The organism is Agromyces allii (assembly GCF_009749385.1).
GTDB lineage: Bacteria > Actinomycetota > Actinomycetes > Actinomycetales > Microbacteriaceae > Agromyces > Agromyces allii.
This window is the reverse complement of sequence record NZ_WBIN01000003.1, coordinates 323,190-349,072: the sequence shown is the minus strand read 5'-3', so window position 1 is coordinate 349,072 and position 25,883 is coordinate 323,190. Positions and strand designations below refer to the sequence as shown.

The 25,883-nt window shown below is 71.6% G+C and carries 22 protein-coding genes; 11 read left to right on the top strand and 11 right to left on the bottom strand.

Going from position 1 to position 25,883, the window contains the following annotated elements; all coding sequences use genetic code 11:
* Positions 1–36: 36 nt before the first annotated feature.
* The 6 genes from GQR16_RS06265 to hemE form a co-directional block, all read right to left on the bottom strand.
* A complete protein-coding gene (locus GQR16_RS06265) occupies positions 37–696 on the bottom strand; it encodes a GntR family transcriptional regulator (RefSeq protein WP_157414270.1) in 660 nt (219 codons plus the stop codon).
* Between the two features lie 59 nt (positions 697–755).
* Positions 756–1,064: a DUF3618 domain-containing protein gene (locus GQR16_RS06260; RefSeq protein ID WP_157414269.1), complete on the bottom strand. Its 309-nt coding sequence runs from the start codon at positions 1,062–1,064 to the stop codon at positions 756–758.
* A complete protein-coding gene (locus GQR16_RS06255) occupies positions 1,051–1,455 on the bottom strand; it encodes a phage holin family protein (protein ID WP_157414268.1) in 405 nt (134 codons plus the stop codon). Before GQR16_RS06255 ends, GQR16_RS06260 begins: the two co-directional genes overlap by 14 nt.
* Before the next feature lie 12 nt (positions 1,456–1,467).
* Positions 1,468–1,923, bottom strand: a complete 456-nt coding sequence (locus GQR16_RS06250; protein ID WP_157414267.1) for a hypothetical protein — start codon at positions 1,921–1,923, stop codon at positions 1,468–1,470.
* Between the two features lie 103 nt (positions 1,924–2,026).
* Positions 2,027–3,619: a protoporphyrinogen oxidase gene (gene hemG, locus GQR16_RS06245; RefSeq protein ID WP_157414266.1), complete on the bottom strand. Its 1,593-nt coding sequence runs from the start codon at positions 3,617–3,619 to the stop codon at positions 2,027–2,029.
* Entirely contained in the window at positions 3,616–4,755 is a 1,140-nt protein-coding gene (gene hemE, locus GQR16_RS06240) for a uroporphyrinogen decarboxylase (protein WP_246200574.1), read from the bottom strand. The genes hemG and hemE overlap by 4 nt, the downstream gene beginning before the upstream one ends.
* A gap of 388 nt (positions 4,756–5,143) precedes the next feature.
* Here hemE and GQR16_RS06235 point away from each other — a divergent pair, with 388 nt between their 5' ends.
* From GQR16_RS06235 to GQR16_RS06225, 3 genes are all read left to right on the top strand, one after another.
* Entirely contained in the window at positions 5,144–5,872 is a 729-nt protein-coding gene (locus tag GQR16_RS06235) for a hypothetical protein (protein WP_157414265.1), read from the top strand.
* A 67-nt stretch (positions 5,873–5,939) separates the two neighbouring features.
* The gene (locus tag GQR16_RS06230) at positions 5,940–7,322 is read left to right on the top strand and encodes a glutamyl-tRNA reductase (protein ID WP_157414264.1); all 1,383 of its coding nucleotides are present in this window, start codon (positions 5,940–5,942) and stop codon (positions 7,320–7,322) included.
* Positions 7,319–8,029, top strand: a complete 711-nt coding sequence (locus tag GQR16_RS06225) for a GNAT family N-acetyltransferase (RefSeq protein WP_170298427.1) — start codon at positions 7,319–7,321, stop codon at positions 8,027–8,029. Before GQR16_RS06230 ends, GQR16_RS06225 begins: the two co-directional genes overlap by 4 nt.
* Positions 8,030–8,129: 100 nt before the next feature.
* Here GQR16_RS06225 and GQR16_RS06220 read toward each other — a convergent pair whose 3' ends face one another.
* Positions 8,130–9,515, bottom strand: a complete 1,386-nt coding sequence (locus GQR16_RS06220) for a glycine--tRNA ligase (protein WP_157414262.1) — start codon at positions 9,513–9,515, stop codon at positions 8,130–8,132.
* Positions 9,516–9,634: 119 nt separating this feature from the next.
* Here GQR16_RS06220 and GQR16_RS06215 point away from each other — a divergent pair, with 119 nt between their 5' ends.
* Positions 9,635–10,981, top strand: a complete 1,347-nt coding sequence (locus tag GQR16_RS06215; RefSeq protein WP_157414261.1) for an alpha/beta hydrolase — start codon at positions 9,635–9,637, stop codon at positions 10,979–10,981.
* A 111-nt stretch (positions 10,982–11,092) separates the two neighbouring features.
* On the opposite strand, the gene GQR16_RS06210 is transcribed toward GQR16_RS06215, so the two are convergent.
* On the bottom strand, positions 11,093–12,388 hold the full coding sequence (locus GQR16_RS06210) for an alpha/beta hydrolase-fold protein (protein ID WP_157414260.1): 1,296 nt from the start codon (positions 12,386–12,388) through the stop codon (positions 11,093–11,095).
* 86 nt (positions 12,389–12,474) lie between these two features.
* Positions 12,475–13,782: an alpha-hydroxy-acid oxidizing protein gene (locus GQR16_RS06205; RefSeq protein WP_157414259.1), complete on the bottom strand. Its 1,308-nt coding sequence runs from the start codon at positions 13,780–13,782 to the stop codon at positions 12,475–12,477.
* Between the two features lie 76 nt (positions 13,783–13,858).
* On the opposite strand from GQR16_RS06205, the gene GQR16_RS06200 reads away from it, so the two are divergent.
* Both GQR16_RS06200 and GQR16_RS06195 read left to right on the top strand, forming a co-directional pair.
* Positions 13,859–14,263, top strand: a complete 405-nt coding sequence (locus tag GQR16_RS06200) for an NUDIX hydrolase (RefSeq protein ID WP_157414258.1) — start codon at positions 13,859–13,861, stop codon at positions 14,261–14,263.
* A complete protein-coding gene (locus tag GQR16_RS06195) occupies positions 14,263–15,087 on the top strand; it encodes a lipase family protein (RefSeq protein ID WP_211373452.1) in 825 nt (274 codons plus the stop codon). Before GQR16_RS06200 ends, GQR16_RS06195 begins: the two co-directional genes overlap by 1 nt.
* 28 nt (positions 15,088–15,115) lie before the next feature.
* Here the strand turns inward: GQR16_RS06195 and GQR16_RS06190 are convergent, their stop codons facing one another.
* Positions 15,116–16,024, bottom strand: coding sequence for a serine hydrolase (locus GQR16_RS06190; RefSeq protein WP_157414257.1), 909 nt, complete (start codon positions 16,022–16,024; stop codon positions 15,116–15,118).
* A 104-nt stretch (positions 16,025–16,128) separates the two neighbouring features.
* Positions 16,129–18,147 carry a M13 family metallopeptidase gene (locus GQR16_RS06185; protein ID WP_157414256.1) on the bottom strand — a complete coding sequence of 673 codons (2,019 nt, stop codon included), beginning with the start codon at positions 18,145–18,147 and terminating at the stop codon, positions 16,129–16,131.
* A 218-nt stretch (positions 18,148–18,365) separates the two neighbouring features.
* On the opposite strand from GQR16_RS06185, the gene GQR16_RS06180 reads away from it, so the two are divergent.
* From GQR16_RS06180 to GQR16_RS06160, 5 genes are all read left to right on the top strand, one after another.
* Positions 18,366–20,873, top strand: a complete 2,508-nt coding sequence (locus GQR16_RS06180; RefSeq protein ID WP_157414255.1) for a carboxypeptidase-like regulatory domain-containing protein — start codon at positions 18,366–18,368, stop codon at positions 20,871–20,873.
* A gap of 148 nt (positions 20,874–21,021) precedes the next feature.
* Entirely contained in the window at positions 21,022–22,893 is a 1,872-nt protein-coding gene (locus GQR16_RS06175; RefSeq protein WP_246200572.1) for a substrate-binding and vWA domain-containing protein, read from the top strand.
* 8 nt (positions 22,894–22,901) lie between these two features.
* The gene (locus tag GQR16_RS06170; RefSeq protein ID WP_157414254.1) at positions 22,902–23,987 is read left to right on the top strand and encodes a hypothetical protein; all 1,086 of its coding nucleotides are present in this window, start codon (positions 22,902–22,904) and stop codon (positions 23,985–23,987) included.
* A 50-nt stretch (positions 23,988–24,037) separates the two neighbouring features.
* Positions 24,038–24,412, top strand: a complete 375-nt coding sequence (locus GQR16_RS06165) for a YccF domain-containing protein (RefSeq protein ID WP_157414253.1) — start codon at positions 24,038–24,040, stop codon at positions 24,410–24,412.
* A gap of 91 nt (positions 24,413–24,503) precedes the next feature.
* Positions 24,504–25,877: an MATE family efflux transporter gene (locus tag GQR16_RS06160; protein ID WP_157414252.1), complete on the top strand. Its 1,374-nt coding sequence runs from the start codon at positions 24,504–24,506 to the stop codon at positions 25,875–25,877.
* Positions 25,878–25,883: the final 6 nt, after the last annotated feature.

Below are 25,883 nucleotides of genomic sequence, written 5' to 3'. Positions count from 1 at the left end.
AGGGCGATCGGCCAAAAAAGCCGCCCGGGTCGCGCCCTAGTCGCGCTGCCGCTCGAGGAGCAGCGCCATCGAGTGCCCGAGATGCTCGCGGACCGCGTCGGGCCCGCGCGACTGCACGTCTTCGATGAGCGCCCGGTGCTCGACGACCAGGGTCTCGAGCGTGTAGTGCGGTCGCACGTGCAGCAGGAACAGCAGGATCTCGCTGCCGATCGCGGCGTGCGCCTCGATGATGCGGGGGCTCTCGGATGTCGCGACGAGCGCCCGGTGCAGCTCGAGGTGCACGCGCTCGGCCTCGAGCCAGTCGGCGCAGGCGGCGAACCGTCCGAGCGCGGCTCGCGCCGGAGCGAGCACCTCGTCGGGCCAGACGGCGCCGTAGCGATCGCGCGCGATGCGGATCGCCTCGGCCTCGAGCGCGGTGCGCAGCTGCTGCAGCGCGAGGATCTCGTCGCGATCGAACGCCGCGACCCGCACGCCCCGGTACGGCTCGGCGACGGCGAGGCGCTCGGCCGCGAGGCGCTGGAACGCCGCACGCACCGTGTGGCGCGAGACGGCGTAGCGCGCCGCGGCCGCCTCTTCGCGCAGCGGCTCGCCCGCGGCGAGACGCCCGCTCAGGATGTCGTCGCGCACGGCGTCGGCGACCCGTTCGACGGCGGTCGCGTTGCGCTCGTCGTCGGCCGCGGCATCCGCTCGGCTCATGCCCCGTTCACCCGTTCACCCGTTCAGCCGTTCGACCGACCACTCGCGCGAGGCGTCGGTCAGTCGTCGGAGGTCGACGCGCGCACGATGAGCCAGATGCCGACGCCGATGACCGTGATCGCTCCGGCCGCGACGGCGACCAGCGTGCCCGGCGCCTCGTCGGCCATGCGATCGATCCTGGCCCGGAGCTGGCGGCCCTTGCGCCTGGCCTGCTTGGGCAGGTTGAGCTTGTCTTCGAGTGCGTTCAGCGTCTCTGCGAAATCGGCGCGTGCACGCTCGGAGGCGACGCGCGCCTGCACCCGGGTGAGGTTGCGCTCGCGCTCCTTCTCGGTGCGCTTCGAGGTCTTGGGAGCGTCAGCGGCGGTCATAGTCACCCGTTCCCTTCAGTGCGTCGAGATCGGCCTTCAGGCTCTCGACGGATTCGAGCGGCTCGCTGCCGCGCTTGAAGTTGACGTACGCGATCCAGAGGAGCACCGCGATGACGACCAGCAGGATGCCGCCGACCGTCAGCGCCGCGGCCCACGCGGGCATGATCAGCGCGAAGGCGAAGATCGCGGCCGTGATGAGCGTGAAGAGCAGGAAGACGCCGACCACGGCGGCTCCGGCGACGAGACCCGCGCCGATGCCGAAGTGCTTGAGCTTGTACGAGATCTCGGCTTTGACCTGGTCGATCTCGGCGCGCACGAGCGTGGAGACCGTCTCGGGGAGTTCGCCGATGATCTGGAACAGCGAACGTTCGTCGTTCGTGGGTGCGGGCATGATCGCTCCGGCCTAGGACGCGGACTTCGTCGAGCGCGGCTTCGCGGCGGGCTTGCGCGCGGGCTTCGCGGCCGGCTCGGCCGAGGCCGCTGCGGTCTTGGCCGCCTCGTCGATGACGTCGTCGATCTTGGACGCGGCGTCGTCGACGGCGTCGCGGGCCGCCGAGGCCGCCTTCGAGACGCCGTCCTTCGCGGAGCGGGCCGTGGAGCGCACGTCCTGCTTGGAGGCGCCGGAGGCCTTGGTGGCGTTGCCGATGAACGACTTCACCTGGTCGAGCACGGCGTCGCTGACGTTGCCGACGCGCGCCTTCGCGAAGTCCTTCGCCGAATCGACGCCCTTCTGCACGGTGGGCGTGTTCCACACGCTCTCGGCGGCGTCTTTGATCTGCTCGTAGCGCTCGCGGCCGGCGCGCGTGCCGAGCACGTACCCCACACCGAGCCCGACGACGAAGAGGACCTTGCCCTTCATGTGCACCCCATTCCCCACAGCGCGTTGTGCGACCGACGTCATTCCAGCGTAGACCCCGCACCGGCTCGCGCAAGGGGGTTGCGTCGAAAGTATGCCGTTCCGGCTATGCGTTCGCGCCGGGGTCGACGGTAGGGTCGACCGCGGAGCCGCCGGTCGGGCCGACGGCGAGGTGGCGGATGCGGGCGGCGGCCGCGACGGCGTGCGGCACGACCGACGCGAGGCCGGTGCCGGCGACCCATGAACCGGCGACCTCGATGCCGGGCTCCGCGGCGAGCGCCTCCTCGAGTGCACGCACCCGGTCGCGCTGCCCGAGCGTGGCCTGCGAGAGGGCGTCTCGCCAGCTCGCCCGGCCGAGGGCGCGGATCGCGGCGTCGTCGAGCTCGACGCCGAGCAGGGCCGAGGCGTCGGCGAGGGCGATCGTACGCACCTCGGCGTCGGAGCGGTCGTCGAGCGGATTCTGCTCTCCGGCGCGCCCGTACGAGAGGCGCACGACGTGGCGTCCGTCGGTGCGATCGGCGAGCCACGACCACTTCGCGGTCGAGTGGGTGAGCGCCTTCGCGGTCACTCCGGGGGTGCCGGCGGCGACGAGCACGCCGGTCCCGCGCGGGGCGTCGTCGAGCGCGGGTGCGTCGAGCACGAGCGTCACGATCTCGACGGATGCCGCGGCCGGCCAGTCCGAGACCTCGGCCCACCCCTCGAGCGCCTCGACGAGCAGGTGGCGCGAGGCCGGTGCCGGCGAGGCGAGCAGCACGAATCGGGAGTCGACCACGAGCGTCGAGGCGGCATCGGCGGAGTCTGCGAGTGCGCCGACCGGCACCGTCGCGTCGATCGCGGCACCGTCCGTCGCGACGCCCGGCTTGCCCGCGACCGTCGCGGTCGTGCGCCAGCCGCCGTCGGTGCGCGCGAGCGCGGTGACGTCGGCGCCGGTCACGACCTCGACGCCGAACCGGTCGAGCTGCCCGAGCAGCGCGTCGACGAGCGTGTGCATGCCGCCGGCGAGCCCCTGCACGGCTCCGCCGGCCTTGCGCTCCTCGAGCAGTTGGCCGACGCCGCCCGAGAGCGAGCCCATGCGCGTCATCGCCTCGTTGAGGCCCGGCGCGACGACGTCGAGATCGAGGTCGTCGGGATTCGTCGAGTAGACGCCCGCGGAGATGGGCGTCACGAGGCGGTCGAGCACGGCGTCGCCCATGCGCTCGCGCACGAGCTTGCCCAGGCTGTGCGCCCGGCCGATGCGGAGGATCGGCTTCAGCCGGTCGAGGTACGCGCGGCTCGCGCCGCTCCAGCCGATGATGCGGCGCACGTCGTCGCCGAGCGGATTCGCGGGGATGCCGAGCATGCCCGTCTTCGGCAGCGGCGCCGCGTCGAGCTTGCCCGCCGCAGGCCAGACGAGCCAGGCGCCCGCGGGGTTCGGCGATTCGACGGCGTCGCCGAGCCCGAGTTCGGCGATGAGCTCGGCGACCGCTCCCCCGCGCGTCGCGAACGACTCGGCGCCGGAGTCGATCGTGAGCCCGTCGAGCTCGATGCGGCCGACGCAGCCGCCGAGCACGTCGCGGCGCTCGAGCAGCGTGACCTTCAGGCCGATCTTGGCGCACTCCAGCGCCCCGACGAGTCCGGCGATGCCTCCGCCGACCACCACGACGTCGGCGGTGCGGCGCTCGAGCACGACACCTCCGTCGGTCGCGCCGCGGTCGGTCATGCGCCCGCCTCGTGCACGAGCTCGACGACGCGCGTCAGCACGGTCGGATCGGTCTCGGGTGGCACGCCGTGACCGAGGTTGAACACGTGGGCGGGAGCGGCGGTGCCCCGGCGCAGCACGTCGCGCACCGCGGCCTCGAGCACGGGCCACGGGGCGGCGAGCAGCGCTGGATCGAGGTTGCCCTGCAGGGGCACGCCCTCGCCGATGCGGGCGACCGCGACATCCAGCGGCACCCGGTAGTCGACACCGACCGCGTCGACGCCGATGCCGTGCATGGCGCCGAGCAGCTCGCCGGTGCCCACGCCGAAGTGCACGACGGGCACGTCGCGGGTCGAACGCGTGCCCGCGGCATCCGTCACCTCGTACGACAGGTCGTGCACGTGCGCGAGCGCCTTCGCCGAGGCGGGCGCCACGTGCGTCTCGTAGTCGGCGAGCGAGAGCGCACCGGCCCAGGAGTCGAAGAGCTGGGCCGCGGATGCCCCGGCGAGCACCTGCGTGCGCAGGAACCGCCCGGTGAGCTCGGCGGTCCACTCCATGAGCGCGCGCCACGCGCCCGGGTCGGCGTGCATGAGCGTCCGGGCGGCGAGGTGGTCCTTCGACGGACCGCCCTCGGCGAGATACGCGGCGAGGGTGAACGGCGCACCCGCGAAGCCGATGAGCGGCGTCGCCGTGCCCGACCCGTTGTCGGTCGTGTTCAGCTCGGCGATCGTGCGCTGCACGGCCTCGGTGATGGGGGCGGATGTCTCGTCGAGCCGCGCGGGATCGATCGCCGTCAGCTCGGCCACGCCCGCGGCATCCGCGTAGCCCCGGCCGAAGACGGGCCCCCGGCCCGGCTGGATCTCGACGTCGACGCCGACCAGCTTCAGGGGGACGACGATGTCGCTGAAGAAGATGCCCGCGTCGACCTTGTGGCGGCGCACCGGCTGCAGCGTGATCTCGCTCGCCATGGCCGGGTCGAGGCACGCGTCGAGCATGCGCGTGCCGACGCGGAGGTCGCGGTACTCGGGCAGCGATCGGCCGGCCTGGCGCATGAACCAGACGGGCGTGGTGTCGGCCCGCTCTCCTCTATATGCACGCACGAGACGCGAGTCGCCCGTGAGGCCGGCGGACAGGGGATGCTGCGCGGAGAGGATCACGGGTCACATTGTCGCGTATCGGGCTGGGAGCTCGTGCGGGCCGCCCGTCGACCGAGCAGGGCGGGCCGTCGGCGGTGCGCAGATGAGCAATCGGCGCCGACTTTCCACGGGTTCGTTGACCCCCCTTACATTCGAGGGGCGAACGGCGCTACAGTCAGTCTCGTTGTGCGCCCCCTCGCACGGCGACGCGCCCTAGGTGGCGTGCCTCCGCCCCCCACGGAGTACTCGACGACGTGTCCCTGTTCGTGTTCCCCCCTGTGTCCCCCGCGCCGAAAATCGGTCGTGCGGTGCAGCGCTTCGATGCGTCGCACCGACGTCCGGAGTACGCCGGATCCGGCGGGCAGGGCACGTCGTCCACCCCGATGCCTGTCCTCACGGAGCTTCGCCGATGAACGCCGACGCACGCCACCGCACGAGCCTCACGACCGCGGTCGCGGTCGCGGCAGCCCTCCTCGTCGCCGCGCTCGTCGCGGCGGCGCCCGTCGTCGACAGGCTGGTGGTACGACTCCCGGTCGTCTCCACGCCCGAACGCCTGCCCCTGTTCCTCGGCGGGCTCGCCCTCGCGGCTGCGGTCGTGTACGCGACGGTCGCCCTCGCGCGGGCGTCGCGCAGCACCGCGCGCAGCACCGCGCTCGCAGGGTCGTTCAACACGGCGCCCGCCTGCGGCATCCGCACCGCAGAGCTCGTGCCGCGCATGAACGAGCTCCGCATCGACGGCGCCGCCCCCGTGCACCTCAGCCGCCGCTACTCGGTCGCGGTCGACGACCTCGGCGTCGCCTTCTGGGACGGCGGGCACCGGCGCCCACGCCGCGTCGACGCCTACCCGTGGCGCGAGGTGCGCAACATCCGTGCCGACTCGGTCGTCATCGGCACGACCGTCGTGTCCGTGCTCGTGCTGCGCGTGCGCCGCCACAAGAACAGCGTCGAACTGCCGATCGTGTTCGCCGCGCGCGGCCTCGGCCGGTACGCGCTCTCCGATGCCGCGTTCTTCGCCATCGTGCGCGACTGGAAGGCGAGGCACCGCACGGCACTCGCCGCCGAGGGCCTCGAGGTGCCGCCGCTGACCGCGCCGATCCCCGTGATCTCGGCCGAGATGCTCGCCGCCCACCGCGGCTGACGCACCCCTGCGGCGTTCAGGAACCGCACTGGGCAGACCACCATCTCGCTGCGAGTAGAATCTCCGGGTGCTCATCTGTCTCACTGCGAGCCATAAGAACGCCGGGTTCGACATGCTCGAGCGTCTTTCGGCGAGCTCCACCCAGGCGGCACCGCGCATTCTCGACGGCCACGACGCCCTGCAGGGCGCGGTCGTCATCTCCACCTGCAACCGCTTCGAGGCCTACCTCGACCTGGCCGCCCCCGAGGGGTCGTCGCCCGTCGAGGTCGTGCACGAAGCGGTCAGAGCCGTCGGCGCGGTCGCCGGGCTCGACGCTGCAGAACTCCGCAGCACGTTCGGCTTCGTGCACGGCAACGCCGTCGCCGGGCACCTCTTCTCGGTCGCGTCCGGCCTCGAGTCGGTCGTCGTCGGCGAGGGCGAGATCGCCGGTCAGGTGCGGCGCTCGCTCGAGCAGGCCCGCAGCGACGGCACCACGACCCCCGAACTCGAGCGACTCTTCCAGCGTGCGTCGCAGACCTCGCGCCGCGTCAAGAACGAGACCGAGCTCGGCGGCGAGGGCCGCTCGCTCGTTCGCCTCGCCCTCGACCTCGCCGAGAGCCGCGTCACCGACTGGGCGCAGGCCCGCGTGCTGCTCGTCGGCACCGGCCGCTTCGCGGGAGCCTCGCTCGCCGCCCTCCGCGACCGCGGCGCCACCGACGTGCGCGTCTACTCGCCCTCGGGCCGCGCCGAGAAGTTCGCGACCGGACACGGCATCGACGCCGTCGCCCGTGACGAGTTCGCCGTCACGGCGGCCACCGTCGACGTGATCGTCACCTGCACCACGGTCGAGCACCACGTCGTCGACCGTGCCCTGCTCGAGGCCGGCCGCACCGAGCACGCCGGCGACCTGGCCCGCGTCGGCACGCTGCCGAGCATCGGCCTCGTCGTCGAAGCGCCGGCCGGCGGCATCCGTCAGCTCGTGATCGACCTCGGCCTGCCGCGCAACGTCGCGCCCGATGTCGTCGAACTGCCGGGCGTCGAGCTGCTCGACCTCGAGACCATCAAGATCCACGCACCCCTCGAAGAGCTCGGGGCGACCGACGCCGCGCGCGCCATCGTCATGCGCGACGCCCGTGCGTTCGGCGACAGCGGCGAGGAGCAGCGCCTCGCGCCCGCCGTCGTCGCGCTGCGCAAGCACGTCTTCGACATCCTCGACGCCGAGATCGAGCGCGCCGCCTCCCGCGGCGACGACGACGGCCGCACCGAGGCCGCCCTGCGCCACATGGCCGGCGTGCTGCTGCACACGCCCATGGTGCGTTCGCGCGAGCTCGCCCGCAACGGCGACCAGCAGTCCTGGATCGACGGCCTCGAGGCCATCTTCGGCGTCACCGCCGCACCCGACGAGTCCATCGCCCGAGGCACGGCCTCCGGCGACCTCGACGCGCCCGGCCGTCGGGCCGACGCGTCGTGACCTCGTTCGACGGCCCGCCCGATCTCGCACTGCCGTTCGACGTCGACGACCCGCCGTTCGCCCCGATCACGACCGAGCGACTCGTGCTGCTCCCGCTCGAGACCTCCGACGCCGACGACGTCTGGGAGTACCAGCGCCTGCCCGAGGTGCTGCGCTACATCCCCTGGCCCGAGCGCGATCGCCGCGAAGCCGGCGAGCACACCGCGAAGCGTGCAGGCCTGCGCCGCCTCGAGAACGACGGGGATGCGATCTTCTTCGCCATGGCGCTCACCGGCGAACCGCGCATGCCGCGCCTGCCCCGAACGGATGCCGCGGCTGCCGCCGTCGACGACGACTCGTCCGACTCGGCGAGCGACGGCGGCCGCGTGATCGGCGACATCATGCTGCGCGCCGACCGCGTCGAGCACGCGCAGATCGAGATCGGCTGGGTCGTGCACCCCGATTTCCAGGGCAAGGGGCTCGCGCGCGAAGCGGCCGCCGCCGTGATGGCCGTCGCGTTCGACACGCTGCGCGCGCACCGCGTGCACGCGCTGCTCGACGCCCGCAACGCGGCATCCGCGGCCCTGTGCGAACGGCTCGGCATGCGACGCGAGGCGACGATCCTCGAAGAGGAGTACAACGACGGCGAGTGGCAGGACACCGCGATGTACGGGGTGCTGCGCCGCGAGTGGGCCGAACGGACCGCGCGGATTTCGCCGGTCGAGTAGCGGAGCGTATCGAGACCAGCTCCGAATCGATCGGAGGCTGGTCTCGATACGGCGCTGACGCGCCTACTCGACCGACAAGGCCGGCGGAGCCGGCCGGCCGTCAGGCTCCGACGAGTCGGGCGCCCAGGTAGGCCTGCAGCTCGCTGAGCGGCACGCGCTCCTGCGCCATGGTGTCGCGCTCGCGCACGGTCACCGCGTCGTCGTCGAGCGAGTCGAAGTCGACCGTGATCGCGAACGGGGTGCCGATCTCGTCCTGGCGACGGTAGCGGCGGCCGATGGCGCCGGCGTCGTCGAAGTCGACGTTCCAGTTCTTGCGAAGGTTCGCGGCGAGCTCGCGGGCGAGCGGCGAGAGCTTCTCGTTGCGCGAGAGCGGCAGCACGGCGACCTTGACGGGCGCGAGGCGCGGGTCGAGGCGCAGCACGGTGCGGCTGTCGACGCCGCCCTTCGCGTTGGGCACCTCTTCGACGTGGTACGCGTCGACGAGGAAGGCCATGAGCGAGCGGGTCAGGCCCGCCGCGGGCTCGATGACGTACGGGGTCCAGCGCTCGTTCTTGGACTGGTCGAAGAACGACAGGTCTTTTCCGGAGTGCTTCGTGTGCGTCGACAGGTCGAAGTCGGTGCGGTTCGCGACACCCTCGAGCTCGCCCCACTCGCTGCCCGTGAAGCCGAACTTGTACTCGATGTCGACGGTGCGCTTGGAGTAGTGCGACAGCTTCTCTTGGGCGTGCTCGAAGCGGCGGATGTTCTCGGGGTCGATGCCGAGGTCGACGTACCAGTTCCAGCGCTGGTCGAGCCAGTACTCGAACCACTCGTCGTCGGTGCCGGGCTCGACGAAGAACTCCATCTCCATCTGCTCGAACTCGCGCGTGCGGAAGATGAAGTTGCCCGGCGTGATCTCGTTGCGGAAGCTCTTGCCGATCTGGCCGATGCCGAACGGCGGCTTCATGCGGGCCGCCTGCAGCACGTTCGCGAAGTTCACGAAGATGCCCTGCGCGGTCTCGGGGCGCAGGTAGTGCAGGCCCGACTCGTCGTCGAGCACGCCGAGGTACGTCTTGAGCAGGCCCGAGAACGCGCGCGGCTCGGTCCACTGGCCGCGGGTGCCGCAGTTGGCGCAGACGATGTCGGCGAGGCCGTTCTCGGGTGCGCGGCCCTTCTTCTCCTCGTAGGCCTCGATGAGGTGGTCTTCGCGGTACCGCTTGTGGCAGTTGAGGCACTCGATGAGCGGGTCGGTGAAGACGTCGACGTGACCCGATGCCTCCCAGACCGCCTTGGGCAGGATCACGCTCGAGTCGAGGCCGACGACGTCGTCGCGGCTCTGCACCATGTAGCGCCACCACTGGCGCTTGATGTTCTCCTTGAGCTCGACGCCGAGGGGGCCGTAGTCCCAGGCGGACCGGGATCCGCCGTAGATCTCGCCCGCCTGGAAGACGAAGCCCCGGTGCTGAGCGAGGGCGATGACGGATTCGAGACGGCTGGCAGCGGCCACGGTGGCTCCAATGGTCGAGAGTTCGGGCCGATCGGCCCGGAAGAAACGGTGCCACCATCCTACGTTGGCCGCCCGGGTACGAGTACGCTGTGGCCATCGTCGGGGGGCGGGGAGGCGACATGCCCGAGGCAGTGCTCGATCTGGTGATCGTCGAGGGGCCGGTTCTGATCACGGTCTACGTCGTGGCCGCGGTGCTGTTCCTCTACCTGCTCGGCCGCGAGGCGTCCATCGGCTGGGCGCTGACGGCGCTCATCGTGCTCATCGTGGGCGCCATGATCGGCGGCGCCCTGTTCTGGGCGGCGGTGCACGTGCTCGACCTGTTCGGCGGTCCGGTGGCGGATGCCGCGTGGCTGTGGGTCGCCGGCGCGTCGGGCGCCTGCCTGCTCGCCGTGTGGAACCTGTGGCGATCCAGGTGGTGGCGCAAGCTCATCGCGGTGCTCGCGATCCCGGTGTTCGTGGTCACCGCGGTGCTCGGCATCAACGCGTCGTACGGCATCGACCGCACGCTCGGAGACCTGCTGGGGGTCTCGACCGCGAAGCCCATCGACATCCGCGACCCCGGGGTGGACCCCCCGCCCGCCGACCCGGCCGAGCCGTTGTACTCGACGTGGACCGCACCGGAGGGCATGCCGTCGAAGGGCGAGACCGGCACGCCCGACCCCGCCGTGCCGAACACGGTCTCGGGCTTCGCGGCGCGGCCGGCCGAACTGTACCTGCCGCCCGCGGCACTCGTCGAGAACCCGCCCCGGCTGCCGCTCGTGATCATGATGATGGGTCAGCCCGGCACGCCCGATGCGAGCTTCATCGCCGAGACGCTCGACGGATTCGCCGCCGACAACGGCGGGCTCGCGCCGATCGCCCTCGTCGTCGACCAGCTCGGCGACCCGACCGCGGACCCGCTCTGCCTCGACAGCGACCGCGGCGCCGTCGAGACCTACGTCATGCAGGACGTGCTGCCGTGGGCGAGGCTGCACCTGAACGTGCTCCAGGGCGCGCAGTACACGACCGTCGCGGGATACTCGAACGGCGGCGGCTGCGCGGCCTACTTCGGTGCGAAGTACCCGGAGGCCTTCGGCAACATCCTCGCGATCTCCCCGACCGAGTACGCGGGCGTCGAGCACCGCAGCGAGACGCTCCGGGAGGTGTTCCTCGGCGACCAGGCCGCGTACGACGCGGTGAAGCCCGAGAACATCATGGCGGCGAAGGCGCCCTATCCCGACTCGACCGCGATCTTCGCCGTCGGCGAGCTCGACAGCGCGTACATCCCCGGCACGCAGCGACTCGCGGATGCCGCGACCTCCGCCGGCATGACGACGACGTTCTACGAGGTGCCCCACGGCGACCACGGCGCGACGACCCTCACGGGCGGGCTCGAGAAGGGCTTCACGGTGCTCTACCCGCGCCTCGGGCTGGAGGCGCCGCCGGAGGCCGAGCCGCCCGCCGCCGAGGAACCCGCGGCCGAGTAGCCGCGGGCGCTTCGCGGCTCCGCGCGACTTCGGCTGCCACGCGACTCCGGCCGCCGCCCGACTCGGGCTGCCGCCTACTCAGGGCGCCGCCGACTCGGGGCTTCCTCCTACTCAGGGCGCCGACAGTCCGAGCACCGGATACAGCACCGTGAACCCCTCGGTGAGGCCGTCGGTGAGCGCGTCGCCCGTGTGGCCGGCCCCGGGGATCACGTAGTTGGTGACGGTCATCCCGACCGCCGCCGCCGCCGCGGCGATCTCCTGCTGGCTCGCCACGTACCCGCCGTCCTCGCTGCCCGCGGTGAAGACCGCCGTCACGCCGTCGTAGGTGCCGGGCGCGGCGGCCTGCATGATGTTGATCGGCTTCGACGCCTCGAACGCGGCCTCGTCTCCGCCGTACACCTGCGAGATGACGGAGTCGGGGTCCTCCGATCCGGGGAACTCCTCGCCGGAGACCGACAGCACGTTGCGGAACAGCGTCGGGTCCTGCGCGATGTACTTGATCGCGCAGCCTCCGCCGTTCGAGTACCCGGCCACCACCCACGACGTCGGGTCGTCGATGATGTTCAGGTTGGCGCGCGCCCAGTTCACGACGTCGGTCGTGATGTAGGTCTCCGCCTTGCCGTAGGTGGTGGAGTCGGCGCAGGCCGGGTCGGTCGTCTGCCCGTCGCCGCCGATCTGGTCGGCGACGATCACGATCGGCGCGAGCCCGTCGTGCTGCGCTGCGAAGGTGTCGAGCACTCCCCCGATGTAGCTCGGGTCGGGGTTGCCCGGGAACCCCATCATCATGATCACGAGCGGCAGCGGGGGCGGCGAGTCGACCAGCGCCGCGGGCGGCAGGTAGATGCCCGCATCGCGCGCGTCGAATCCCGAAGCGGTGGCGGGGATCTCCTGGGTGCCCTGCTCGCCCTGCTTCGGCATGCCGGCCGGCGGCTTCCACGACTGGTACAGCGGTCCGGTCGGGCTCGCGGTGGGCCCATCGGTGGGGATGGCGATCTGCCCCTGGCTCGAGACGCCGAACAGGGACCCGAGGGTGGGGTTCAGCCCGAAGAACGCGTTCACGCCGATGACGCCGGTGATCGCGAACCACACGATCGCGAGGGACGCGACGACCTTGCGCCAGACCCGTGAACGCCAGAGGTTCACGACGGCGAGCCCGATCGCCGCGAAGACGGCGATCGCCCAGTAGCCGACCTCGACGGGCAGTTGCGAGTCGACGAGGTCGAGCGCGTTGGCGAGCAGGAAGATCCCGAGGCCGAGCGCACCGCCGATCAGGATGCCGAGCAGTGCCGTGATCACCCAGCGGCCCGTCGGACGCCTGATCAGCAGGACGAGCACGAAGGCGATCGCGATCGCGTACACGACCCACGGCACCGGGCCGTCGATGATCGGCAGCGCCAGGATGTTCATCGAGCCCCCGCTCCGGCGCCCGCAGGCGGCGCCCCCGGATCACGTTATCGATCGGGCTCGAACCGGGACAAGACCCCCGGCCGACGTCAGACCGGCGCCGGGGCGAGCGCGTCGCGGCCGATGGCGTCGATCGTGGTGCGACCGGCGAGCCCCATGGTGAGGTCGAGCTCGGCGATGTGGTTGCGCACGACCTCGCGCACGCCCTCGGCTCCGGCGACGGCCAGCCCGTAGGCGTACGGGCGGCCGATGCCGACGGCCGTGGCACCGAGCGCGAGCGCCTTGAACGCGTCGGCTCCGCCGCGCACGCCGCTGTCGAGGATCACGGGGATGCGCCCGCCGACCCGTTCGAGCACGCCGGGCAGGGCGTCGAGCGTCGCGACCGCGCCGTCGACCTGGCGCCCGCCGTGGTTCGAGACGACGAGTCCGTCGACGCCCAGGTCGAGGGCTCGTGCGGCATCCGCGGGGTGCATGACGCCCTTCAGCAGGATCGGGAGCGTCGTCCACTCGCGCAGGCTCGCCAGGTCGTCCCAGGTGAGCGACGGGTCCGAGAACACGTCGAGGAACGTCTCGACCGCGGCACGCGGCAGCGGCGAGCGCAGCGCCTCGGCGACCCCGCCGTCGACGAGCATCGTGTGCGACCCCGAGCGGGCGATCGAGAGCGCCGACGCGAGCAGGGTCGGCGTGACGCGCGGCTTCGGTCCGGCCGCGCCTCCTGCGGCGACCCGGTCGCGCACGAGGTCGGCGAACACGGGGTCGCTCGTGTACTGCGCGATGCCGAGGCCGCGCGTGAACGGCAGGTAGGCGACGTCGAGATCGCGCGTGCGCCAGCCGAGCAGGGACGTGTCGAGGGTCACGACGACGGCCTCGCACCCGATCGCCTCGGCTCTGCGCACGAACGACGCGTTCAGTTCATCGGACCTGCTCCAGTACAGCTGGAACCAGAACGACGCGTCGCGCATCTGCGCGGCGACCTCCTCCATGGGTCGCGACGCCTGGTTCGACAGCACGTACGGCACCTCGAGCGTCGCCGCGGCTCGGCCGACCGCGACATCCGCCTCGGGGTGCGCCATCTCGGCGACGCCGATGGGCGAGAGCACGAACGGGGTCGGCCGGCGACGCCCGAGCAGTTCGATCGAGAGGTCGCGCCTCGACACGTCGCGGAGCACGCGCGGCCACACCCGCCAGCGGTCGAAGGCCGCTCGGTTCGCCGCCATGGTCGCCTCGGCCCCGGCGCCGCCCGCGAGGTACGCGAACGCCTCGGCCGAGAGCGTCTTCTTCGCCGCGACCTCGAGCGCGGCCACGTCGACGGGCACCTTCGGGCGATCACCCGAGAGGCCGGCCCGGTACACCTCGGACTGCGTCGCCCGCCCGAATCCCCGCTCGTCGTCGCTCATCGCCTCACCCTTCGCGTCTTCGGCAGTGCCGCCAGCGTAACGGCCGTCGGCGACGACGAGACCTAGGCTGGAGCGGATGACGCTGCCAGACCTCCTCGTCTCCGCGATCGCGCTCGTGCGCGACCGCCGGGTGCTCATGGTCACGGCCCGCGGCCGCGACGTCTTCTACATGCCCGGCGGCAAGATCGACCCCGGCGAGACGCCTGCGCAGGCCGCCGCCCGCGAGGCCTACGAGGAGGTCGCGCTCGAACTCGACCCCGACGAGCTCGTCGAGCTGTTCGAGGTCGTGACGCAGGCCCACGGCGAGCCCGACGGCCGCCTCGTGCGCATGCGCGTGTTCCATGCGCAGACGGATGCCGCGCCCGCCGCGTCCGCGGAGGTCGGCGCCCTGCACTGGGTGACCACCGCCGAGATCGACCGGTGTCCGCCGGCGGGGGCCGACGTGCTGCGGCGGCTCGCGGCATCCGGAGCCATCGACTGATGTCGGCGTCGAGCGGGCGCCCTTCGGTCTTCACCCTGGTGAAGTGGACCCTGCTCGACGAGCTCTACGCCGGATGGCGCCAGCTCGCGATGATCCGCGGCAACCGCCGCTCGCGGGCCTGGCGGCGGGGCGACGACGAGCTCCCCCAGGTCGTGCTGCTGCCCGGCGTCTACGAGCACTGGACGTTCATGCGACCGCTCGGCAACGCCCTGAACCGGGCGGGCCATCGGGTGCGCGTCGTGCGCGGACTGAGCACCAACCGCATCCCCGTCTCCGAGACCGCGGCGCGCGCCATCGCAGCCCTCGCGGCCGAGCCGACGCCGACCGCCGGGCGTGTGATCGTCGCGCACAGCAAGGGCGGGCTCGTCGGCAAGCACGTGCTCATCGATCAGGATGCCGCGGCGGTCGCCAGGTCGGAGCGGGCGGATGCCGCGGGCGGGCCGCCCGACGTCGGGACTGCCGATGACCCGACCTCGGCGCCCGACGTCGGCGTGCTCGGCGTCGTCGCGATCTGCACGCCGTTCGCCGGCTCCCGCTACGCCCGGATGTTCGTGAACCGCACCATGCGGGACCTCCGTCCGACCGACGAGACCATCGTGCGACTCGGCGGCTCGGCCACGGTCAACGGCCGCATCGTGTCTGTCTTCGGCGTGTTCGACCCCCACGTGCCCGAGGGCAGCGTGCTCGACGGGGCGACGAACGTGCAGGTCGCCGCGGTCGGGCACTTCAGGATCCTGAAGGCCCCCGAGACCGCCACCGCGGTGGTCGACGGCATCGCGCTGCTCGCCGCGCTGCCGCGCCCGCCCGGATCACCGGTCGAGTAGCGCTGCGCGCCACCTCGACCGTGGACGGTCAGTGCACGTACTCGAGCAGGTCCATGCCGACCGCGCGCATGCCGTCGAGCACTGCGAGGCGCGACGAGAGGCCGGTGTCGGCGAAGTAGGTCGAGACGGCGTACGAGACGCTCGCGCGCGGGCCGCGCAGCACGCCGACCTCGCTGCGCACGCCGCCGTCGGTGCCGGTCTTGTTGACGAGCAGCACGCCGTGATCGGGCGTGCGGTGCGCGAGCGGGTCGAGGCCGAACGCACTCGCCACCATCGACAGGTCTGAGTTGAGCGACAGCCACCCGATGACCCGCTGCGAGACCTCGGGGCTCACGATCTCGCCGCGCGCGAGCGAGGCGAAGAGCCACGTGAGCTCCTTCGCCGAGCCGATCGAGAGCTGCGGGGCGTCGTCGGGGCCTCGGTGGTCGCGCACGAGGTCGAGCAGCGCGGTACGGGTGAGGCCGAGCGCCTCGGTGCGGGCGCGCACGGCCTCGAGGCCGACGTGGCGGAGCAGCACGTTCGTGGCGAGGTTGTCGCTCGTCGCGCCGATCATGGCCGCGAGGTCGGCCAGCGGCAACGACGGGGACTGCAGGTGCTGCCAGATGCCCGAGTCGCCGACGGCGTCTCGCGGCGCGCGGTCGAGCACCGTGAACGACTCGGCGCTCGTGCCCGTCAGGCGCGAGGCGACCTCGACGAGCAGGAGCACCTTGCCGATCGATGCGGTCGGCATGACGACGTGGTCGTCGACCGAGAACAGCTCCTTGCCGGTCGCGAGGTCGGTCGCGCGGGCCGTGACCTGCACCCCGGCGAGCGCGAGATCGCTCAGGGCCTGGAAGCCGCGGGCGAAGCTCTCGGCCGGTTCGACGCCCCGGTGCTTGCCCCGGTGCACGTTGGAATGGCGCGCTCTTCGCTCGGATCCCTGCGACGGCGTCACCACGTTGCTAGCACGGTCTTTCTGGGCCTGATCGGTGTGCGAGCCTCAGCGGGCCGCGCGCACGGATGCGTCGGACGGGGGTCGGATGAGCCGGTGGGGCGGCTGGCCTACCAGATGGTCACGCGCTCGGCCGGGTCGAGCCAGAGCGTGTCATCGGGAGTGACATCGAACCCAGTGTAGAACTCCTCGATGTTGCGCACGATCTGGTTGCAGCGGAACTCGTTCGGCGAGTGCGGATCGATCGCGAGCAGGCGGATCACCTCGGCGTCGCGACCCTTCTGCTGCCAGGCCTGCGCCCAGGACAGGAAGAAGCGCTGCACGCCGGTGAGGCCGTCGATCACGGGCGGCTCGGCGCCGTCGAGCGAGATGACGTAGGCCTTCCAGGCGATGGCGAGCCCGCCCAGGTCGCCGATGTTCTCGCCGATCGTGAGGGCGCCGTTAACGTGCTGCTCCGAGGCCTCCGACTCATCGGAACCCGCGGTCGCGCCCTCGCCGACGAGCTGCGCCGGCACGAGTGCGTCGTACTGCTCGATGAGGGCCTTCGTGCGCTCCTCGAACGCCGAGCGGTCGGCCTCGGTCCACCAGTCGGTGAGGCGCCCGTCGCCGTCGTACTTCGAACCCTGGTCGTCGAAACCGTGGCCGATCTCATGGCCGATGACGGCGCCGATCGCACCGTAGTTCGCCGCGGCATCCCGACCCTGATCGAAGAAGGGGAACTGCAGGATGGCCGCGGGGAACACGATCTCGTTGAAGCCCGGGTTGTAGTACGCGTTGATGGTCTGCGGGGTCATGAACCACTCGTCGCGGTCGATCGGCTTGCCGAGCTTGCCGATCTCGCGCAGGAAGGTGAACTCTGCGGTGGCGCGCACGTTCGCGACCAAGTCGTCGGCGACGATCTCGAGCGTGGAGTAGTCGCGCCACTTGACCGGGAACCCGATCTTCGGCGTGAACTTGCCCAGCTTGTCGAGCGCCCGCTCGCGCGTCTCGGCGCCCATCCACTCGAGCGAGGTGATCGACTGGCGGTAGGCCTCGATGAGGTTGGCGACGAGCTCGTCCATCGCCCCCTTGGCGGCGGGCGGGAAGTGCCGCTCGACGTAGATGCGGCCGACGGCCTCGCCCATGGCGCCCTCGACGATCGAGACGCCGCGCTTCCAGCGTTCGCGGATCTGCGGGGTGCCGCTCAGCGTGCGGCCGTAGAAGTCGAAGTTCGCCTCGACGAAGTCTTCGGAGAGGTACGCCGCGTTCGCGCGGATGATCTGCCAGGCGAGCCAGTCCTTGAGCGCGGGCAGGCGGTCTTCGGTGACGAGCGCTCCGAGCGCCTCGACGAACGACGGCTCCCGCAGCACGATCTCGTCGAACGCGCCCTCGGGCACGCCCATGGCGTCGCGCCACACGGCGAGGTCGAACACGGTCGAGGTGCCCCCGGCGGCGGCCGCGGCATCCGCCCAGGAGTACAGGTTGTAGGTCTTGTGGCTGTCGCGGGTCTCGACGTTGTTCCAGTGGGCGGCCGCGATCTCGGTCTCGAGGTCGAACACGCGCCGGGCGCTGGCCGCCGGGTCGTCGAGGCGGGCGAGCCTGAACATGCGCTCGAGCAGCGCCAGGTACGCCTCGCGGATCGGCGCGAACCGCTCCTCGCGGAAGTAGCTCTCGTCGGGCAGGCCGATGCCGCCCTGCTCGGCGAACACGAGGTAGCGCTCGGGGTCGCCCGGGTCGTTGTCGACGAAGAGCTGGACCAGGCCCGAGACGCCCTGGCGCTCGAGGCGACCGAGGGTCTCGAGGAAGCTCGGCACCGAGCTCACGAGCGACACCTCGCCGAGCTGGCCCGCGATGGGCGTCGCGCCCAGCAGGTTCGCGCGCTCCTCGTTGAGGAAGCTCGCGAAGAGGTCGCCGACCTTGCGCGCCTCGGTGCCCGGCTCCGCCGCCTGCGACTCCTGGATGATCTCGCGCACGGCCTGCTCGGCCTCTTCGTGCAGCACGATGAACGAGCCGTAGCGCGCCTTGTCGGCCGGAATCTCGGTGCGCGCGATCCACTTGCCGTTGACGTGACGGAACAGGTCGTCCTGCGGTCGCACCGCATCGTCGAGTTCGTCGTGCACGATGCCGGAGGTGAGCGAGACGTCGGTCATGCATTCCACCCTATGTCGGTGCACCGACGAGCGGATGCCGCCGGCGCGACTCATGGCGCACTCGCAGCGTGCGTTCGGAGTAAGGATTCCTGCCCCCACTTCGAGGGGGCGCTGTGGAATACGGTCATCCGGGGTTCCGGCGCCTGACTATGCTCTATCAACCCGACTCCCCAGAACGGAGAACCTTGTCCATTTCCCACAGCAGTCGACGGGCATCGGTGGTCGCGACCACCACCGCCGCGCTCCTGCTCGCGACCCTTCTGCCCGGTGCGCCCGCGTTCGCCGACGACGTCGAACCGCCCACCTCCGTCGCCTCGATCACCGGCACGGTGACCGACCCGGCCGGCGCAGCCGCCGGTGACCTCTGCATCACCGTCGAGACCTTCGACGGCACCGCGTGGTCGCCCGTCCAACTCACCCCCGAGGTCCGCACCGACGCGGCCGGGGCGTACACCGTCACGGCCCTGGCCGACGGCACCTACGCCGTCGGCGCCGACGCCTGCACGCCCCCGTCCGACACCCTCCGCACCTGGGCTCCCTCCCTCTCCGCACAGCCCGAGATCCTCGACGGCGTCGTCGTCACGGGGGGCGTTGCCGCCGCGCCGGTCGACATCCGACTCCTCCCTGCCGCCGTCGCCGCGATCGCGGATCCGACCATCGCGGGCATCGCGGCCATCGGGTCGACCCTGACGGCCGACCCGGGCGGGTGGAACGTCTCGGGCCTCGCCTTCGGCTACCAGTGGAACCGCGGCGGAGTCGCGATCGCCGATGCGACCGCGGCGACGTACACGCCTGTTCCCGAAGACGCCGGCTCGGCGCTCACGGTCTCGGTGACGGCGACCCGGCAGGGCTGGACTTCGGCGACGACGTCGTCGGCCGCGACCGCGCCGGTCGCTGCGGGTGCGCTCGCCACCACGACGCCGGTCATCGTCGGCACGGCCAAGGTGGGCTCGCCCTTCACCGTCTCGCCGAACTGGACTCCCGGCACGACCTACACCTACGTCTGGAAGCGCAGCGGCAGCAACGCCGCGGTGTCGACCGGCTCGTCGTACACGCCCACCTCCGCAGACCTCGGTGCGACCTTCACCGTCACGGTGACCGGAACGCTCGCGGGCTACACCGGCGTCACGCTCACCTCGGCACCGACCGCCGCCGTCACCACCGGCTCGTTCGGCTCGGCTCCGAATCCCACCGTGACGGGCCAGGTGGCCGTCGGACAGACCGTGACCGCCGCTCCCGGGGTCTGGAGCCCGGCGCCCGCGCTCAGCTACCAGTGGCGCCGCAACGGCATCGCCATCGCCGGCGCCACCGCGGCGACGTACGCCATCGCCCCCACCGACCTGGGCACGGCCCTGTCCGTCACGGTCAGCGGCCGACTGACCTCCTACACGACGGCGAACCGCACGTCGCTCCCGATCACGGTCGTCCGGGGCACGCTGACCGCACCCGCACCGAAGATCTGGGGCACGCGCGCCGTCGGCGGCACGCTCGGCTTCACCGCGGGCACCTGGGGTCCGGCGCCCGTCAAGCTCGCCTTCCAGTGGCTGCGCGACGGCGCGCCCATCGCGGGGGCGACCGGCACGACCTACGTCCTCACCCCGAGCGACCGCGACACCTCGATCGCGATCAGGGTCACCGGCACGAAGACGGCCTACAACCAGCTCGTCCTGACCTCGGCCGGCACCTCCAAGATCGCGCGCGGAACGCTGACGGCCGGAACGCCGAAGCTGTCGGGCTCCCGAGCCGTCGGCGGCACCCTCGCCGTCAGCGCGGGCGCGTGGGGTCCGGCGCCCGTCAAGCTCGCCTACCAGTGGCTCCGCAACGGCGTGGCCATCGCCGGCGCGAACGGCGCGACCTATGCCGTCACCACGGCGGACTTCGGCACGTCGATCTCCGCGACGGTGACCGGAACGAAGACCGGCTACAACCAGGTCGCGGTGACCACGGCCGGAACGTCGAAGATCGCCGCCGGCACGATCATCGCGTCTCCGACGATCTCGGGCCTGCAGCGATCCGGATCGAAGCTCACGGTGAACCTCGGCAAGTACTGGCCCAGCACCGCCACCGCCACCTATCAGTGGTACCGCCTCGGGAGCCGGATCGGCGGGCAGACCGCGTCCACCTACACGCTCGGAAACATCGACGCGGGCAAGCTGCTGTCGGTCGTCGTCACGTTCACGAAGGCGAACTACACGACACTGCGGGTGACCGTGAACACGGGAAAGATCGCGCCGCGGCCCGCCAGTCTCGGCGGTGACGGCGTGTACCGCGTCGGCATCGACATCCAGCCCGGCACGTACTTCACCTCGGCGACGAACACCGCCGACTGCCGTTGGTGGAGGCTCTCCGACCTCAGCGGTTCGGAGAGCTCGGTCTACGGCGGCGACGCCGGAAGCGGCCGCCGCATGATGACCATCCTCGCCGACGACAGCTACGTGGTGACCTCCAATTGCGGCTCATGGGTGCGCTTCGACGGAACCGGCTACGTCTCGTGGACCATGCCCGGCGACGGCATCGCCCATGTGGGCTCCATGGTGAGGCCCGGCGCGTACGTCTCGTACGGCAACGACTACTGCTACGTGGCGGCGCTCAACGCCCCGACGGGCATGGTCAGCGACATCTACGAGAACACGGAGTCGTACGACAGCACCGTGTACTGGTACGTCTACGAGGGCGAGTACTTCGAGGCGTACGGGTGCAACGAATTCACGTGGTACTCCAACTGATCGACTCATAGACCGATCGCCCGAAGGCCGGTCCCCTCACTCCGAGGGGACCGGCCTTCGCCGTTCCGGAGGGGCGAATCCTGCTCTGCAGAGGACCGAGTGCACTCGAGGTCTCTTGCACAGTGCCCGTGGGACGTACCCTGTTCCCATGGCACCCGTTCCGCGGCGCACGGCCGCTCGCTTCCCGTTCCCGACGACCTCGAAACGGGGTGCGCGCGCGTCGCTCGCGATGGCGTTCGTGACGGTGGCGGCCCTCGCCCTGAGCGCATGCACGTTCGGCGGCGACACCTCCGACGGCAGCACCGCCGACGGCGGCGACTTCGTCGACGACGGGTGCACGAGCGTGGTCGTCGCGACCTCCTCCGAGAAGGTGAACATGCTCGATGCCCTCGCCAAGGCGTTCAAGGAGTCGCCCGAGCACGACGCGCTCGACGAGTGCGCGACCGTGCGCCCCGTGAACGTGTCCTCCGGCGATGCGACCCGGTTCCTCACCGCGGGCGGCGACTGGCCCGATGACGACCCGCGCCGCTGGCCCACCCTGTGGTCGCCCGCATCGACGGTGTGGACGGAGCGCGTCGCGGCCGCGGCATCCCCGTCCCTCGTCGGCGAGCCCGTGTCGTTCACGCACACGCCCGTCGTGTTCGGCGTGCCCGAGACGATGGCGAAGGCGCTCGGCTGGCCCGACGCCGAGATCGGCATCGCCGACTTCGAGAAGCTGTGCGCCGACCCCGCCGGCTGGGGAAGCGTCGGCAAGCCGATCTGGGGCTCGTTCAAGATCTCGAAGACGAACCCGAACACGTCGACCACGGGCCTCTCGGCGATCCTCATGCAGTCGTACGAGGCGTCCGGCAAGACGACCGACCTCACGGCAGACGACGTCGCCGCGGCCGAGGAGTTCTCGCGCGTGTTCGAGGAGTGCGTGATCCACTACGGCGACACCACGGGCAAGGTGCTCACCACGCTCTACGACGAGACGCAGAACGGCTCGGGCGGGTCGGGCTACGTCTCGGCCGTCGCGCTCGAGGAGACCTCCCTGCTGAACTACAACCAGGGCAACCCCGACTCGCACACCGTGCAGCCCGGCGAGACCCTCACGCCGCCGAAGGAGAAGCTCGTCGCGGTGTACCCCTCGGGCGGCTCGATCTGGTCGGACAACCCCGTGACCGTGCTGGGCGCCGACTGGGTCACCGAGGCGCAGGCGACCGCGGGCGCGGCGTTCATCGACTTCCTCGCCACTGAACCGGCGCAGAGCATCCTGCCGCTGTACGGATTCCGCCCGCTCGACGAGTCGGTGCCGCTCGGCAACCTCTTCACCGAGCGGTTCGGCGTCGACCCCGCCGGTCCGGCGATCACGCTGCCGCGCCCCGCCGTCGACGTCGTCTCGGCTGCGCTCGACCAGTGGACGCAGATCCGCAAGCCGTCGTCGGTGCTCGAGGTCATCGACGTCTCGGGCTCGATGGACGACCCGATCGGCGACGGCCGCTCGAAGCTCGACGGTGCCATCGAGGGCGCGCAGGCGACGCTCGGCCACTTCCGTTCGACCGACGAGGTCGGCGTGTGGGCGTTCACGACCGATGTCGAGTCGGCCGCGGGCAAGAACCTCATCGAGCTGCGCGGCGTCTCACCGCTCGGCTCCGACGGCGAGACGCTGCGCTCCTCGATCGCCGACCTGCGCTACGCGAACCGCCAGGGCACCCCGCTCTACGACGCGATCGCCGCCGCCTATGAAGAGATGACCGCGCGCGCCGAGCCCGGCCGCATCAACGCGATCGTCGTGCTCTCCGACGGGCAGGACACCGACTCGTCGATCTCGATCGACTCGCTCATCACGAAGATCGGCAAGTCGAGCGGCGAAGGCGGCGGCGACGCCCCCGTGCGCATCTTCCCGATCGCATACGGCGAGGGGGCCGACACCGGCGCCCTGCAGCGCATCGCCGAGGCGACCGGCGGGCAGTGGTTCGACGCCTCCGACCCCGCCAAGATCGACCTCGTGTTCGCGTCGGTCATCAACAACTTCTAGGGCGACGGATGACGCACCCCACCGCCACCTCCGATCTCGCCGCCGTGCCCTCCACCCTCCTGCCGTTCACGGTGGTCTTCGCCGACAGCGGCGGCTACATCGACGACGCCACCGACGCCCTGCAGAGCGGCTCGGTCTACGTCTCGCCCGAGGTCTCCGACGCGTCGACGCTCCAGGGCCAGCTGCAGGCGCAGGTCGGCGACTCGTCGATCGGCGTCGCGGTGTTCTCCGACAACGCGGCGCTCGAGGCATCCGGTCCCGACATCGTCACCCAGCTGAGCCAGACGACCGACTTCGACACGATCATCGTGGCCGTCGGCGGCGACCTGTCGGCCGGGTCGGGCGTGCTCGACGCCGGCGAGGCCATGCGCATCGCGAACGAGGCCGAGTCGACCGCCGGCGGACTCGGCCCGGCCCTGACCGAGACCGTGCAGGGCGTGCAGGAGGCGTCGGCACCGACCCCCGGGATCGGCGGAGCCGACGGCGGCGGGTCGCTCGTGCTCGGCCTCGCGATCGGCGCGGCCGTGATCGCCGCAGGGGCTGCCACCGTGTTCGGCGTGATCCGGTCGAGGCGACGCGGGGCGCTCGGCGCCCGTGACACCCGGCTGCCCGACGCCATCCGCCGGCATGTCGCGACCCTTCGATCGCTCAGCACCTCCTACGCGCAGGTCGGCGCGACCGGCAATCAGGTGGCCGCCCAGACCGCGACCGACATCTCCGGCATCGCGACCAACGTCGAGGAGCTGTTCACCCGGCTCGACCAGCGCAGCGGCGCCGACCAGCGGGGGCTCGCCGCGATCGAGCTCGACGCCACCCTGCGCCGGCTCACGGGTGCGCTCGACCGCGACTACCTGCTCGACATCCTCACGCACCCCCAGCTCTGGGACGACCCCGACGAGCGCGTCCGCGAGGTGCGCAACGCCGTGACGGCCGTCTCCGAGGAGCTCGTGCAGAACATCAAGCAGGTGAACGCCCGCCGCGGACTGCACTTCCAGGTCTCCCTCGACGGGCTCATCGGCAAGCGCTCCGAGCTGCAGGAGTGGGAGCGCGCCTTCGAGCAGGCGGCCGACGAGGGCGACGCGCCCAAGGCGTGAGCCGGGTGACCGAGCGAGCCGTCGCATCCGGAACCTGATTGAATCGGCGCATGTCGACCGTGCTCAACATCATCTGGCTCGTGCTCTCGGGCTTCTGGCTGTTCCTGGGCTACCTCGCCGCCGGCGTGATCATGTGCATCCTCATCGTCACGATCCCGTGGGGCATCGCGTCGTTCCGCATCGGCCTCTACGCGCTGTGGCCGTTCGGCCGCACGGTCGTCGCCAAGCCCACGAGCGGCGCGTGGTCGTTCATCGGCAACGTGATCTGGTTCCTGCTCGCCGGCATCTGGCTGGCCATCGCCCACCTCGTCTCGGGCGTGCTGCTCTGCATCACGATCATCGGCATCCCGCTCGGCATCGCCGACTTCAAGCTGATCCCGGTCTCGCTCGCGCCGCTCGGCAAGGAGATCGTCGACATCCGATGAGCGGATGCCGCGCCCCGGCGTCGAGCAGGGGCGCGACCCTCCGAGCGGGCGGATGCCGCGTCGGAGGCCCGGCATAGGCTCGACTCCGCACATGGACGCCGAAACCACGCCCCCAGCCCCACCGTCGCAGCCGACGCGCACCGTCGACCGCGACATCCTCCGGCTCGCCGTGCCGGCCCTCGGCGCGCTCATCGCCGAGCCGCTCTTCCTGCTCGCCGACACGGCGATGGTCGGGCACCTGGGCGCGACGCCGCTGGCCGGTCTCGGCATCGCGAGCGCCGTGCTGCAGACGATCATCGGGCTCATGGTGTTCCTCGCCTACGCGACGACGCCGATGGTCGCGCGGAGGCTCGGTGCGGGCGACGAACGGGCGGCGGTCTCGGCGGGCGTCGACGGCCTGTGGCTGGCGGCCGGGCTCGGTGCCGTGCTCGCGGTGCTGGGGTGGTTCGCGACCCCGTGGCTCGTCGGCGTGTTCGGGCCGTCGGCAGAGGTCGCGGCCGCGGCATCCGCATATCTGTCGATCTCGATGCTCGGCCTGCCCGCGATGCTGCTCGTGTTCGCGGCCACGGGCCTGCTGCGCGGCCTCCAAGACACGACGACGCCGCTCTGGGTCGCGGGCATCGGGTTCGCGGCGAACATCGCCCTGAACTTCGTCTTCATCTACGGGCTCGGCTGGGGCATCGCGGGGTCGGCGGTGGGCACGGTCATCGCCCAGTGGGGCATGGTGCTCGTCTACGTCGTGGTCGTCGCGCGGCACACGGCACGAGTGGGCGCGAGCCCGTGGCCGCACCATGCCGGCGTGCTGCGCGGTGCGACGTCGGGCGGCTGGCTGTTCCTCCGCACGGTGAGCCTGCGCGCGGCGCTGCTGCTCGCGACGTGGGCGGCGACCTCGCTCGGGCCCGACGAACTCGCCGCCTACCAGGTGGCGATCACGATCTACTTCACGCTGGGGTTCGCGCTCGACGCCCTCGCGATCGCGGCGCAGGCGCTCATCGGCAAGGGCCTCGGCGAGGGCGACGTCGAGCAGGTGCGGGCGGTGCTGCGCCGATGCGTGCAGTGGGGCGTGGTCTCGGGCGTCGTGCTCGGTGCGCTCGTCATCGCGACCGCGTGGGTGCTTCCGGCCCTGTTCACGTCGTCGGCCGAGGTCGCGGCGCTGCTGCCGCCCTCGCTCGTCGTGCTCGGCCTCTCGGCCCCGCTCGGCGGCCTCGTGTTCGTGCTCGACGGCGTGCTGATCGGCGCGGGCGACGCCCGCTACCTCGCCTGGACCGGCCTCGTGAACCTCGCGGTGTTCGTGCCGCTCGCGCTCGGCACGATCTGGTGGGCGGATGCCGCGGGCCTGCCGAGTGCGACGGCGCTCGCGCTGCTCACCGCATCGTTCGCGATCGGCTACCTCGCCGCCCGCGCGGTGACGCTGTCGCTGCGGGCGCGCGGCGCCACGTGGATGATCACGGGCGCCACCGCCTGAGCCGCG

Bases quoted from the DNA above. Each gene is read 5' to 3' on its own strand.
- GQR16_RS06200 (WP_157414258.1), top strand. From the start codon at position 13,859: ATGACGCTGCCAGACCTCCTCGTCTCCGCGATCGCGCTCGTGCGCGAC.
- GQR16_RS06195 (WP_211373452.1), top strand. From the start codon at position 14,263: ATGTCGGCGTCGAGCGGGCGCCCTTCGGTCTTCACCCTGGTGAAGTGG.
- GQR16_RS06175 (WP_246200572.1), top strand. From the start codon at position 21,022: ATGGCACCCGTTCCGCGGCGCACGGCCGCTCGCTTCCCGTTCCCGACG.
- GQR16_RS06265 (WP_157414270.1), bottom strand. From the start codon at position 696: ATGAGCCGAGCGGATGCCGCGGCCGACGACGAGCGCAACGCGACCGCC.
- GQR16_RS06185 (WP_157414256.1), bottom strand. From the start codon at position 18,147: ATGACCGACGTCTCGCTCACCTCCGGCATCGTGCACGACGAACTCGAC.
- GQR16_RS06250 (WP_157414267.1), bottom strand. From the start codon at position 1,923: ATGAAGGGCAAGGTCCTCTTCGTCGTCGGGCTCGGTGTGGGGTACGTG.
- GQR16_RS06165 (WP_157414253.1), top strand. From the start codon at position 24,038: ATGTCGACCGTGCTCAACATCATCTGGCTCGTGCTCTCGGGCTTCTGG.
- GQR16_RS06210 (WP_157414260.1), bottom strand. From the start codon at position 12,388: ATGAACATCCTGGCGCTGCCGATCATCGACGGCCCGGTGCCGTGGGTC.
- GQR16_RS06160 (WP_157414252.1), top strand. From the start codon at position 24,504: ATGGACGCCGAAACCACGCCCCCAGCCCCACCGTCGCAGCCGACGCGC.
- GQR16_RS06170 (WP_157414254.1), top strand. From the start codon at position 22,902: ATGACGCACCCCACCGCCACCTCCGATCTCGCCGCCGTGCCCTCCACC.
- GQR16_RS06260 (WP_157414269.1), bottom strand. From the start codon at position 1,064: ATGACCGCCGCTGACGCTCCCAAGACCTCGAAGCGCACCGAGAAGGAG.
- hemG (WP_157414266.1), bottom strand. From the start codon at position 3,619: ATGACCGACCGCGGCGCGACCGACGGAGGTGTCGTGCTCGAGCGCCGC.
- GQR16_RS06235 (WP_157414265.1), top strand. From the start codon at position 5,144: ATGAACGCCGACGCACGCCACCGCACGAGCCTCACGACCGCGGTCGCG.
- GQR16_RS06255 (WP_157414268.1), bottom strand. From the start codon at position 1,455: ATGCCCGCACCCACGAACGACGAACGTTCGCTGTTCCAGATCATCGGC.
- GQR16_RS06215 (WP_157414261.1), top strand. From the start codon at position 9,635: ATGCCCGAGGCAGTGCTCGATCTGGTGATCGTCGAGGGGCCGGTTCTG.
- GQR16_RS06205 (WP_157414259.1), bottom strand. From the start codon at position 13,782: ATGAGCGACGACGAGCGGGGATTCGGGCGGGCGACGCAGTCCGAGGTG.